We start from the raw sequence: 12,151 nt of genomic DNA on the forward strand, positions 1-12,151 counted from the left end.
TCCAAAACCCGCCCACACGCACCATCCCAGGTACAGATCCCCACATGCGATCGCAGCCACCTGTAGGGGCGGGTTTAGCAAACATGCCCATAACCGCAACCGAAAATTTTCATCCAAAACCCGCCCAGCCGCGCCATCCCAGGTACAGATCCCCACATGCGATCGCAGCCACCCGTAGGGGCGGGTTTAGCAAACATGCCCATAACCGCAACCGCAAATCTTCATCCAAAACCCGCCCACACGCGCCATCCCAGGTACAGATCCCCACATGCGATCGCAGCCACCTGTAGGGGCGGGTTTAGCAAACATGCCCATAACCGCAACCGAAAATCTTCATCCAAAACCCGCCCCGCCGCGCCATGCGATCGCCATCCATGAGGGCGGGTTTGATAAATAGACGATCGGTTGTGGTAATGAATTAACGGGCAAAACCCGCCCCTACAGGAATTTCATCGGTGGTTGGGCGGGTTTGACAAACAAATTTTTGGTTGTGGTAACAAATTCGCAGGCAAAACCCGCCCCTACACGAAACCCTTCCCTATGCCTAAATTTCCCTCTCTGGGTACTTGTGGAAATCGCGCTAGACTCAATAACTTGAAACAGTGGTTTTTGGGAATACAACTAGCGAGAACATGCAGTACGTATTAAAAGATGACCCCCTTTGGTTCAAAGATGCCATTATCTACGAAGTGCCAGTACGCGCCTTTGCCGATAGTAATGGCGATGGGATCGGTGACTTCCGGGGGCTGACGGAAAAACTCGATTACCTCCAAGACTTAGGCGTTACCGCAGTTTGGATACTACCATTCTTTCCCTCACCACTCAGAGATGATGGCTATGATATAGCCGATTATAAGAATGTTAATTCAATTTACGGTAATTTAGACGATTTTCGCGAATTTTTGCAAGCCGCCCACCAACGGGGCATTCGCGTCATTATAGAATTAATCGTCAACCATACTTCCGACCAACACCCTTGGTTTCAACGGGCGAGACGTGCGCCTAAAGACAGTCCAGAACGAGATTTTTACGTCTGGAGTGACACGCCAGAGAAATACCAAGAGGCGCGGATTATCTTTCAAGATTTTGAAACTTCTAATTGGGCTTGGGACCCAGTAGCCAAGGCTTACTACTGGCATCGTTTCTACTCCCACCAGCCCGATATTAACTACGATAATCCAGCCGTGCGGGAAGCGGTATTTGACGTACTTGATTTTTGGCTGGGTATGGGTGTTGATGGGCTGCGGATGGATGCCGTACCTTATCTCTACGAACGGCAGGGAACGAACTGTGAAAATTTAGATGAGACTCATGTTTTCTTGAAACAACTCCGCCAGCAGGTGGATGCTAAGTTCCCCAACCGAATGCTGCTAGCCGAGGCAAATCAATGGCCCGAAGATGCAGCAGAATATTACGGGAATGGAGATGAGTGTCACATGAACTTCCATTTTCCGCTAATGCCGCGCTTGTTCATGTCGCTGCGGATGGAAGATAGTTTCCCCATTTTCGATATTTTGCAGCAAACGCCAACAATTCCCGATAACTGTCAGTGGGCGCTATTTCTGCGAAATCACGACGAACTGACGCTAGAAATGGTGACGGATGAAGACCGCGATTATATGTATCGAGTCTACGCCCGCGATCCGGCAATGCGGTTGAATTTGGGGATTCGTCGCCGTCTCGCGCCCTTGCTAGGAAACGATCGCCGTCAAATTGAATTACTCAACAGCCTGTTACTCTCTCTTCCTGGCACTCCCGTACTTTACTACGGCGATGAGATCGGCATGGGAGATAACGTATATATAGGCGATCGCAATGGCGTGCGGACACCGATGCAGTGGAGTTCCGATCGCAATGCTGGTTTCAGCCGCGCTAATCCGCAAAAGTTATACTCGCCTGTGATTATTGATTCAGAATATCACTACGCCGCCATCAACGTTGAAGCACAACGGGCTAATACCAATTCTCTCTGGTATTGGATGAAACGCTTAATTGCCACACGCAACCGTTTCCAAGCCTTCGGACGCGGTAGTTTTGAATTATTGCACCCAGATAACCGCAAAGTACTTACCTTTACGCGCACTTATCAAGGCGAACATATTCTAGTGGTGGCAAATCTGTCTCGCTTTGTGCAAACAGTGGAACTGGATTTATCAGCTTTTAAAGGCACGACTCCAGTAGAAATTTTTGGTCGCACGGAGTTTCCAGCGATTGGCGATACTCCCTACTTCTTTAGCATCAGCCCTTATGCCTTTTATTGGTTGAGTCTAGTTGCCAAGCCGAGCGAAATCCAGCCTGCTAGACCCCAAGCAGAGTTACCGACATTAGTTGTCAATAGCAAATGGCAAAATATCTTTGCCCAGCGGGATTTAAGAGTCAGACTAGAAGCTATACTGCCAGAATATCTGTCTACGTGTTCTTGGTTCAATCCGAAAACTCGGATAATTCAAGCCGTACAAATCGCCGAAGTTATCGCTATCCCCTACAAGAATACCGAAGCCAGAGCCGTTTGGTTGCAGGTAGATTACGTGCAAGGCGATCCAGAAACTTACTTGATGCTGCTGGCTTATGCCGAGGGAGAACAAGCAACACAGACTTTAACAGATAACCGCAGTGCGATCGTTGCTAATTTGTTGGTACAAGGGAAAGATAAATTCGGCGTATTATTTGAAGCAACCGCAGATAAAAGTTTTCTTGGCTCGTTGATTGAGGCGATCGCCTATCAGCGGCAGTATAAAGGTATGGCAGGGGAACTAATGGCAAGTGCTACCGATCTCTATCCTCAAGCCAGTAGTAACGGTAAAAAAGCCCTAGAACCGACAGTATTAAAGCAAGAACAGGGCAAGACTTTTATTGTCTACGAGGGATTGGGTGCTAACGGTGCTAACCCCAACAACCATCTCGTTCTCAAACTCTTCCGCCAGCAAGAAGAAGGGATTAACCCAGATCTCGAAATTCGGCGCTTTTTAGGCGAGAAAAAACGCTTGCAACACTTTGCCCCGTTAGTCGGAGCGATCGAATATCACCGTCCGTCAACAACGCCAGTCACGGTAGGGATATTGCAAGAATACATCCGCGATACCCGCAGTGGTTGGGAATATACCCTCGATAGCCTGCGAGACTATTTTGAGTTAGTGACAACACAACATGCAGAAATGACTGAGATCCCCATACCTGGGGGAAATCTGATCGATATGGGAAGTCGGGAGTCGGGAGTTGTAGGGGCAGGTTTATCGAGCCTACTTGCAATAGAACAAAAAATTCAGCAGTTAAACCTGCCCGAATCGGAGTTGGGAATCGGGAGTCAAGAAGAAGAGTTCGATCCATTGTCTCTGGCTAATCGAACCATCGGTTCGTATCTAGACAGCGCTCAGATTTTGGGACAATCGATAGCAGAACTGCACATCGCCCTTGCTGCTAATGGCGACAATTCTGGATTTACTCCAGAACCATTCTCGACATTTTACCAACGTTCCATTTACCAACAAGCCCGCAATCTCGCGGGACAAGTCCTAATCGTTCTCAGACAACGCTTAAAAACGCTGACACCGCACGCCCAAGAATTAGCTCAAAATGTCCTGAATCGCCAAGAGCAAATCATGGAGCGCTTTGGGCTGATCCTCAACCAAAAAATTACCGCTATGCGGACTCGCTGTCATGGCGATTATCATTTGGGACAAGTACTCTATACGGGTAAAGACTTCATCATTTCAGATTTTGAAGGAGAATCAGGACGCAGTTTGAGCGATCGCCGCATTAAACGCTCTCCTTTGCGCGATGTTGCCAACATGTTGCAGTCTTTCCATTACGCTGCTAACGTCGGGCTGCGTAACGAAATCGAAAGCGGGATGCTTCGTACAGAGAGCTTACCCATCATGCAGCAGTGGGCGCAGTTTTGGTCTACCTGCGTCGGTGCGGCTTTTCTCAATTCATATCTCGCGATCGCTTCTCAAGACTCTTTCTTACCCAAAACCAAGACTGAGTTACAAGTTCTGCTGGATGCTTACCTCTTAGAAAAAGCAATCCACGGCTTGGGCTACGATCTCAATTCCCGTCTCGATTGGGTAGAGATTACCTTGGGGCGGATTTTACAGTTGTTGGATACTTGAGGTTTTTTCTAGCAATTCCTGTAGTAGGGGCGCACAGCTAGCTGTGCGCCCCTACTAGTTGCTGAATTATCCGCTCGATTTCCATTGGTGCGTCTCTACTACAAATAAAAATTGATAAAACTTGATATTAATTTTTTAAAGAAAGACGCTTCACGCAGCTTTTGATAGATTTTTAATGTAAAATCATCGCAATCTCAGCCCTGCGGTCGTTGCTCGAAGAATAATTTTATCGGGCGATCGCAATCGATGACAGGAGCGTAAATGCTGCTACGAGTACAGTTAGGTGGCGATCGCTAACATCATACAAATATTAAGTATCAAAACAAGCAACTTATAAAAATCTATAAGTAATATGAAACTAGCAAAGCCAGAAGATTTACAAGTTTTAGAGCGCATTCTATACCAACGCTTGCAAACTGAGTTTTCTCAAGTCGATCGCCTGAAAGTCGGTTGCGCGATCGGCGATGACGGTGCTTTAGTGATTTTGAGCCAACACCCACCACAAGTCAATCTCGATACTGATAAAACTTTTACTGCAATTGGGCAGGCTTTACAGTCTTTGCGTCCTCAAGCAGTTCAGTCGGTCAGGGTTTATTTGAGAGAAGCGGGGCAAAAACAAATTTACGCTCAACACGATATCACTTTAGAACCAGTGGAGGTGGCTCCTGACTCTCAGGTGATGTTAAATGAGCCTTCCCCCACTATTTCAGAAACAACCGTATCTCCACCCGAGACAGAATCATCTCCGCCTGTGGTGCAGCCATTCTCAGGCGATCGCAACATTGTAGATGAAACGCCAGCACCCCCAATTCCCACAGTAGAAGATACACTACCAACTAGCCCTGTTGTCATTGAAACACCGCCTGCAACTGCGACAGAACAGCTACTATCAGCCAGCAGCATCGATTTATTGACTAGCGATCGCACTCCGGCAGCACCAGCAGCACCAGAATTATCCCCTCTTACAGAAGCAGCAGAACAGCCAACAGAAGATGAGGCTGAAATTACTGCTCGTGATACGACAATTGAGGATACAACAACTGAGGCGAAGATCGATCCCATCTCCTCCCCACAACCATCAAAGCCTCAAATCGAGGAGCCTCAAATCAAAGAGTATAAAGTAGAAGAGTCTGCGCCTGTTGCCAATCGGCAAGATATACCCGTCGAAGTGCCAAGTTTAAACCCAGAAACTTCTTCACCAGAAGCACCAACTGAAACCTGGCGATCGCTACCTTTCGAGCAGCGGTTAGAAACAATCGCTAATCCTGAACCAGCAACTCAAGCAGAATCAACAGCAGAATCAATAACAGACTCCAATACAAACATCAATACAGCTACACTTCCCTACCCTGTCTTACCCTTACAGCGATTGCCGAAGGCAGCCAAGACAAAAATCCCTCGGGCGGCGCTAATTGCTGGAGGTGGAGTCGCAATCGTAGCATTCTTTAGCAGTGCATATGTCTTATCTAGCCCCTGTACGATCGGTAGGTGTCAGCAGCTCGCAACAGCAAAGCAGTTATATCAGGAGTCAAATCGAATCGTACAAGGAGCCAAGCAGCGATCGGAATTAATTGATGCTGAAAAACAACTGCAAGATGCAAATAACCTACTCAAACAAATTCCACCCTGGTCGAGCCGCCGCCAGGAAGCACAAAATTTTTCCAGCACGATCGCCAATCGAGCCACTAATGTAGATCGAGTGCTGGCGGCGTTGGAAGAAGGCGATACAGCAGCAAACAAGCTGAAACAACCCATCCGCTCTTTGGAAGATTGGCGCGCCATCCAAGCTTTGTGGCAAAGAGCGATCGCCTCTTTATCTGCGGTTCCTAAAGATAGCGATCTATATCCCCTAGCACAGAGAAAAACTACTGAGTACCGAGGCAGCTTGCAGGCTGTAGAGCAGAAAATGCAAGCGGAGCAACAAGCATTTCAAAAATTTCCCCAAGCGCAAAGTTCAGCGCAGGTAGCACAACAACAGCAACTGACGGCGCGATCTTTACAGGCTTGGCAAATAGTTCGTACCAATTGGCAAAACGCGGTGGACAATCTTAGCTCGATTCCGCAATCGAGTACAACTTACCAACAAGCACAGCAACTACTCGCACAATATCGCCCTCAACTTCAAGCAGCTAGCGATCGCGTTGCCAAAGAAACAATATCTACCAAAGCATTTTCCCAAGCAGTAAAGTTCGCCGAACTTGCCGAACGGCAAGAACAACAAAATCAGTTCGCTACAGCTCAAACCAATTGGAGGCAAGCTTTAATCTTCGCTCAACAGATTCCCAGTGGGACTCAGTACTACGACCGAGCGCGATCGCTAATTAATACTTATACCGCGAAGCTCGAACAAGCTAACAGCAACCTGCAAGGCGCTAATCTCACCCAAAAAGTTCGCGCCGACCTCGATCGCGCTTGCTCCGGTAGAATTCGGGTATGTAGATACAAGTTAGATAACAAACAAATCTTCGTTCAGTTAACGTCCAGCTACGAACAGGCTGTCGAGAAAACATTTATTAATGCCAGACTTAGGGGTGACTCAAAAGCCCAATCTGATATCGCTACTCAATATCGCACCCTCAAGCAAGTTCTCGAAGGCATTAGCAACACGACTCGCCTACCCCTACAAATTTATGCTTCTGATGGCGGGCAAATGCATTCTTATAAGCCGAAGGAAGTGAGTAGCGAGCAGGGAGCAGGGAAGCGGGCAGAGGGCGAGGTTTCCTCGCCATCGGAGCCGCGTAGCAGGGAGCAGGGAGCACAAGGGCAATCCAGAATCTAAAATCAGTTCGCGCGCACCACTCTTTCCCGACTTCTGACTTCTTTTTGTCCTTCTTCTCGACTCCTGTACGGGCGGGTTCACCTGAAATCTCCGTCAATAGCAAAGTATTTTGGTAAACCCGCCCCTACCGACTCCCTTGTCACCGAATCAACTGCGCGGCGGAATTAAAAAACTGACGACATAGCCCTTGGGTAACGAGAATTGCTGTGGTTAAGTTAGTGAAGGCAAGCATGAACATGACTAAAATTTGGTAGGATGCGGCATCGAGGGGATTCACGCCACTAAGAATCTGTCCTGTAATGATGCCTGGAAGGGTGACAATGCCAATCACCATCATCTGATTCAGGATTGGAATTAACCCAGCCCGAATCGCATCTTTCCGGTACTGAGCTACAGCTTGTTGGGGTGTCGCACCTAAACTTAAATGAGTCTCAATCTCTAGTTGGCTGGCATTAATTGTACTGACAAGACGCTCCCCCGCGATCGCTGCCCCATTAATCGCATTTCCTAGAATAATTCCCGCCAAAGGAATGATATATTGCGGTTCGTACCACTTCTGCGGTTGAACGATCAGCAGGTTGACATAGCTCAAAGTAAAAGCCGTGCTGACAAATATTGAAACCCAAACTAGCGGTAGCAATTGGGGAATCTTTTTGCCAATCCGGTTGCGAGACACCACAGCCGCAATTGTCAGCATCACCAGCACCACTGCTAGCACTGCCCAAGGGTTATCTAGCCGAAAAATAATATCTAAAATCGCTCCTACAACAAATAGTTGCAAGATCGTTCTTACCGTCGCGATCGCCAAACTCCACTCTAAGCCTAAACGCTGCCCAGCCGATAGCCCTATTGCGATCGCCATCAGCGCTACAGCCAGAACAAAATCTACTAAATCGAGTCTAATTAGAGTGTCCATAGTGAGGAGTGAGGAGTGAGGGAGACAAGGGAGCCGAGGAGAATTTACCAACTACCAACTACCAACTACCAACTACCAATTTGCCATTTTCTTGCGATACAACTTCTGATTTGATTAACTAATAGAAAAACTTATGGTTCAAAGCGTGACTCAATCTACTCGCGTTCCTATCTTAAATCTGGCGCAGCAATATACGGATCTTGCAAGTGAAATTAATGATGTTGTTTTCAAAGTACTTGCCTCTGGCGGTTATATAGGTGGGGCAAATGTTGCTAACTTTGAGCAAGAATTTGCCACATATACAAATGTGTCTGAGTGTGTCGCCTGTAATTCCGGTACGGATGCACTGCTGCTAGCATTGCGGGCGTTAGGTGTTGGGGCTGGGGATGAAGTGATTACCACGCCCTTTTCTTTTTTTGCTACGACTGAGACTATTAGTGCTGTCGGTGCTAAGCCAATCTTTGTAGATATTGACGCGCTAACATTTAATCTTGACGTGACTCAGGTAGAGTCAGCAATTACAGCTAAAACTAAAGCTATTATTCCGGTTCATTTATACGGACAGCCAGTTGACATGACTGCCCTAATGGCGATCGCTCAAACCCACAAACTTGCTGTCATTGAAGACTGCGCCCAAGCAACAGGAGCATTGTGGGCGGGACAAAAAGTCGGTAGCATCGGTCATGTTGGCTGTTTTAGTTTCTACCCTACAAAGAATTTAGGTGCTTGTGGCGATGGCGGTGCGGTGACGACGAACGATCCAGAAATTGCGGCAAAGATGCGAATGCTACGCAATCACGGGGAGAAAAATCGTTACTATCACGAAGATATTGGATTAAATAGCCGTTTGGACGCTATACAAGCAGCGATTTTGCGAGTCAAGTTACGTTATTTAGATACTTGGAACGAACAACGACGGGCGATCGCTTCTCGCTATCAAGAATATCTCGCTCCAGTTCCAGGTGTTGTCATTCCCCAGGAATTACCAGGCGGCGAGGGAGTTTGGAACCAATACACAATTCGCCTTCAGAGGGGTGAGGAGCGAGGAGCGTTAGCGAAGCGGGACGAAGTGCGGAGTGAGGGAAATCTCTATAGAGATGAGGTTCGTCAACGCTTACAAGAAAAAGGTGTGGGTTCGATGGTTTACTATCCTTTGCCTTTACACTTGCAACCTGTGTATCAAAATTTAGACTACCAGCAAGGGCAATTCCCGATCTCGGAACAAACTTGTCATGAAGTCTTATCCCTGCCTATCTTCCCCGAACTTTCTCCTGAAGCACAAGCACAAGTCGTTTATTGTCTCAAGGATTGTTTGAGTGAGTTGGGAGTCGGGAAAGAGTGGTGAGTGGTGCGTGGTGCGTGATGAAAGGGTGTGGGGTGTGGGAAGTGTGGGAGGTGTGGGAGGTGTGGGAGGTGTGGGAAGTGTGGGGTGTAGAGAATTTTGAATGCATGAATTGTTTTGCTCCCGATCGCTCCCCCAGCCTCCCCTGCTCCTCTGCTCCTCTGCTCCTCTGCCCCTCTGCCCCTCTGCTCCTCTGCCCCTCTGCTCCCTGCTCCCTGCTCCCTGCTCCCCTCTCCCCCTTACACAAGGGGGATTTAGGGGGATCTATCCTTGAGTTCTTAAAACGGGACGGTTAACAGTGGCAAGAGATTCAACCAAACTACGAACGGCTGCAATCATAGCCACTTCGCTATTGAGTTGGTTAATTGCCGAACCTACACCCACACCAGCCGCACCAGACGCGATCGCCATGGGTGCGGTTACGTTAGAAATACCGGAAGCACACAACACTGGTACGGATACGGCGCGGGAGATTTCGTAGGCGGCGGCGAGGGTAGGTGCAGCTTTCTCAACCAAACCCAACGTACCAGGATGAACGGGACTGCTGCTCGTACCACCTTCGGTTTGGATAATATCAGCTCCAGCTTTTACAAGCTCCTCTGCTAGCTGCACTTGGCGATCGAGTTCTAAAATGTGGGGAACGGTAACGGAAAGGGTAATTTCCGGCAAGAGCGATCGCGTAATTTCTGTTAAGGCGAGTACTTCCTCTGCTTCAAATCTGCGTCCTTGAGCGTAGAAGCTATCGAAGTTACCAATTTCAATTAGATCTGCACCAGCTGCTACACAGGTGACAAATTTTTCTGGATCGACTGCTGATACACAAATTGGCAAATTTGTCAATTCTTTTACCATCTGTACTAGCTCGACATCAGCAGCAATATCAACAAAAGTAGCACCACCGCGGTCGGCTGCGTTGACTGTCGCTGCTACGCTTTGGCGATCGAGGTTATTCAAACCGCTAATAATTTTTAGCGCCCGTCCTTGGGCAAAAGCTTGGTGGAGTAGAGGATGCATGGTCATGATTTCTCTCTTGTGTCCTGTAAAGGAATATTGTGACATTCTCGGAGGTTTGAAGCTAGTCATTATCGCCTTGTTCTCCTAACTCTCCACTCCCCCTGAATTACCGCTGGGCGCTCCGCGAAAGAGCAGTTACGCGCCGCACATCGGAAAATACTCCTTCCCCATGTAGTTCGTACATTGTCGGCTTCACTTCAACTTTTAGCAAGCGAGATGTATTGACGCAAATCGTTTGTTCTGGCAGGTGTAGCAAGCACCAAGGTTTGTCCAGATGTTTCAAAATCCGCTGCTGAATTTCTTGAGGGGTCAGAGCATTATCTTCGTGCAAAACCACATTGAAGGCTTCTATTTGACCGTTAGTGTAGAAAAACGTGACTTGTAGCATATTGTGGTCGTTCATCGCTAGGAATTACCTCTCTTGCTTGATTTTCAAGTAACTTTTGCCTTAACTCTCCCAAATCCAACATTCTGTCAAGGCTAGTATTGTATTACCCAAAATTCAGTTGTCAGTTATCAGGGAGCAGGGAGCAGGGAGTAGGGACGAGCAGAGGAGCTTCAGGGGCAACTACCAACTACCAACTACCAATCCCTACACAAATTTCTAGTCTTCTTCTATACAAACTTCACCATTTTGTGATTGAGTCGTGATATCTTGTTGAGCATCTGCAAAATAAAATCATCCTTAGGTTAGATGCCAAGATCTATGAAGTGGAATCTCAGTCTGGAGGCAGAATTTTTTTATCAACAGGGATTGCGTCGCAATAAAGCCGAACAATACGCAGAAGCTCTACTGAGCTTGGATGTAGCTGTGGAATACAAGCCAGATTACGCTGATGCTTGGTCGCAGCGAGGTATAGCCTTGGGTAGTTTAAACCGCCATGAAGAGGCGATCGCCAGTTTCGATCGCGCTATTACCCTGCGTCCAGATGCTAGCTGGGTTTGGCACAATCGCGGGATTGCCCTGGGTAAGCTGGGTCGTTATATTGAAGCTCTCAATAGTTTCGATCGCGCTTTAGAATTTAACCCCGATGCGGCGACAATTTGGCACAACCGAGGGATTACTCTGATCGATCTTGGTTGCTACGAAAAAGCTGTCATCAACTTTGAAAAAACAATCCAGCTACGACCAGATGCTTACTGGGCATGGTACAACCGAGGTACGGCACTGGGACATCTCAAGCACTATGCAGCAGCAGTTGATAGCTTCGATCTCGCCCTAGAGTTTCAACCTGACGATCTCCTGACTTGGAACAATCGCGGCATCACTCTAAGCGACTGGGGTGAATATACCAAAGCAGTAGCTAGCTTCGATCGCGCTTTGGCAATCGATCCAGAATATAGCAAGGCTTGGTACAACAAGGGGGTAGCGCTGCGCAAATTAGGAGATTTCACAGCAGCAATCGTCTGTTTCGATCGCACTGTTGAGTTGGAGCCTAATGATTTTTGGGCATGGTATAACAGGGGACTATCTCTAGCACAAGTTGGTGAAAAAGAAGCAGCGATCGCCAGCTACAAACATGCTCTTAGCATTCAACCCCAAGATATGGCAGTTTGGTACGATTGTGGTTTGGCTTTGTATGAATTGTGCCGTTATCAAGAAGCGATCGCCATTTACACCAGAGCTTTAGAAGTCCAGCCTCATACACCTATATTTTGGTACAATATTGCCTGCTGTTATGCTTTGCAATCGCAAGTCGAACAAGCAATTATTAGCTTACAACAGGCAATTCAAATCAGTCCAGATAAGTATCGTACTCTTGCCAAGAATAGCTCGGTCTTTCATACCATTTCTCAAGACGAAAGATTTCAAAATTTGATCTCTGAGTCGCGTGTAGATGTATAAAATCAGAGTATTTTTACTTTAAAATTTCTGTCAGTCATATAGATTTTCTTAGCCAGCAACAACTGGCTTTTTTTGTTACATATAGCGATTCTTATTATGATGGAATACATTCGTAGGGGGCGCATAGCTAGCTATGCGCCCCCTA

Annotated in this window: 11 protein-coding genes; 7 read left to right on the top strand and 4 right to left on the bottom strand. The window is 47.4% G+C overall.

Features of this window, described 5'->3' with window-relative positions; all coding sequences use genetic code 11:
* From ACRC32_RS03545 to ACRC32_RS03560, 4 genes are all read left to right on the top strand, one after another.
* On the top strand, window positions 1-290 hold a 290-nt coding region (locus tag ACRC32_RS03545; RefSeq protein WP_438552677.1), incomplete at its 5' end, for a hypothetical protein.
* Complete coding sequence (locus tag ACRC32_RS03550; protein ID WP_438552678.1) at window positions 269-397, top strand: hypothetical protein; 129 nt, start codon at window positions 269-271, stop codon at window positions 395-397. The genes ACRC32_RS03545 and ACRC32_RS03550, both read left to right, overlap by 22 nt.
* Window positions 398-632: 235 nt before the next feature.
* Window positions 633-4,109: a maltose alpha-D-glucosyltransferase gene (treS, locus tag ACRC32_RS03555; RefSeq protein WP_438552679.1), complete on the top strand. Its 3,477-nt coding sequence runs from the start codon at window positions 633-635 to the stop codon at window positions 4,107-4,109.
* 352 nt (window positions 4,110-4,461) lie between these two features.
* Window positions 4,462-6,888: a hypothetical protein gene (locus ACRC32_RS03560; protein WP_438552680.1), complete on the top strand. Its 2,427-nt coding sequence runs from the start codon at window positions 4,462-4,464 to the stop codon at window positions 6,886-6,888.
* Between the two features lie 139 nt (window positions 6,889-7,027).
* Here ACRC32_RS03560 and ACRC32_RS03565 read toward each other — a convergent pair whose 3' ends face one another.
* Complete coding sequence (locus ACRC32_RS03565; RefSeq protein WP_438552681.1) at window positions 7,028-7,804, bottom strand: ABC transporter permease; 777 nt, start codon at window positions 7,802-7,804, stop codon at window positions 7,028-7,030.
* Between the two features lie 133 nt (window positions 7,805-7,937).
* Here ACRC32_RS03565 and ACRC32_RS03570 point away from each other — a divergent pair, with 133 nt between their 5' ends.
* Complete coding sequence (locus ACRC32_RS03570; protein ID WP_438552682.1) at window positions 7,938-9,149, top strand: DegT/DnrJ/EryC1/StrS family aminotransferase; 1,212 nt, start codon at window positions 7,938-7,940, stop codon at window positions 9,147-9,149.
* Here ACRC32_RS03570 and ACRC32_RS03575 read toward each other — a convergent pair.
* The 3 genes from ACRC32_RS03575 to ACRC32_RS03585 form a co-directional block, all read right to left on the bottom strand.
* Complete coding sequence (locus tag ACRC32_RS03575; RefSeq protein WP_438552683.1) at window positions 9,106-9,393, bottom strand: hypothetical protein; 288 nt, start codon at window positions 9,391-9,393, stop codon at window positions 9,106-9,108. The genes ACRC32_RS03570 and ACRC32_RS03575 overlap by 44 nt on opposite strands.
* A gap of 17 nt (window positions 9,394-9,410) precedes the next feature.
* A complete protein-coding gene (locus ACRC32_RS03580; protein ID WP_041462396.1) occupies window positions 9,411-10,166 on the bottom strand; it encodes a DUF561 domain-containing protein in 756 nt (251 codons plus the stop codon).
* Window positions 10,167-10,266: 100 nt separating this feature from the next.
* Window positions 10,267-10,563: a hypothetical protein gene (locus tag ACRC32_RS03585; protein WP_438552684.1), complete on the bottom strand. Its 297-nt coding sequence runs from the start codon at window positions 10,561-10,563 to the stop codon at window positions 10,267-10,269.
* Between the two features lie 83 nt (window positions 10,564-10,646).
* On the opposite strand from ACRC32_RS03585, the gene ACRC32_RS03590 reads away from it, so the two are divergent.
* Together ACRC32_RS03590 and ACRC32_RS03595 are read left to right on the top strand one after the other, a co-directional pair.
* Entirely contained in the window at window positions 10,647-10,811 is a 165-nt protein-coding gene (locus ACRC32_RS03590; RefSeq protein ID WP_438552685.1) for a hypothetical protein, read from the top strand.
* A 43-nt stretch (window positions 10,812-10,854) separates the two neighbouring features.
* Complete coding sequence (locus ACRC32_RS03595) at window positions 10,855-12,006, top strand: tetratricopeptide repeat protein (RefSeq protein WP_438552686.1); 1,152 nt, start codon at window positions 10,855-10,857, stop codon at window positions 12,004-12,006.
* Window positions 12,007-12,151: the final 145 nt, after the last annotated feature.

It is taken from the genome of Chroococcidiopsis sp., from assembly GCF_051657925.1.
Taxonomy (GTDB): Bacteria; Cyanobacteriota; Cyanobacteriia; order Cyanobacteriales; family Chroococcidiopsidaceae; genus Chroococcidiopsis.

What these genes read in the sequence shown, in the direction of transcription:
- ACRC32_RS03550 (WP_438552678.1), top strand. Translation starts at nt 269, where the DNA reads ATGCGATCGCAGCCACCTGTAGGGGCGGGTTTAGCAAACATGCCCATA.
- treS (WP_438552679.1), top strand. Translation starts at nt 633, where the DNA reads ATGCAGTACGTATTAAAAGATGACCCCCTTTGGTTCAAAGATGCCATT.
- ACRC32_RS03560 (WP_438552680.1), top strand. Translation starts at nt 4,462, where the DNA reads ATGAAACTAGCAAAGCCAGAAGATTTACAAGTTTTAGAGCGCATTCTA.
- ACRC32_RS03565 (WP_438552681.1), bottom strand. Translation starts at nt 7,804, where the DNA reads ATGGACACTCTAATTAGACTCGATTTAGTAGATTTTGTTCTGGCTGTA.
- ACRC32_RS03570 (WP_438552682.1), top strand. Translation starts at nt 7,938, where the DNA reads ATGGTTCAAAGCGTGACTCAATCTACTCGCGTTCCTATCTTAAATCTG.
- ACRC32_RS03580 (WP_041462396.1), bottom strand. Translation starts at nt 10,166, where the DNA reads ATGACCATGCATCCTCTACTCCACCAAGCTTTTGCCCAAGGACGGGCG.
- ACRC32_RS03585 (WP_438552684.1), bottom strand. Translation starts at nt 10,563, where the DNA reads ATGAACGACCACAATATGCTACAAGTCACGTTTTTCTACACTAACGGT.
- ACRC32_RS03595 (WP_438552686.1), top strand. Translation starts at nt 10,855, where the DNA reads ATGCCAAGATCTATGAAGTGGAATCTCAGTCTGGAGGCAGAATTTTTT.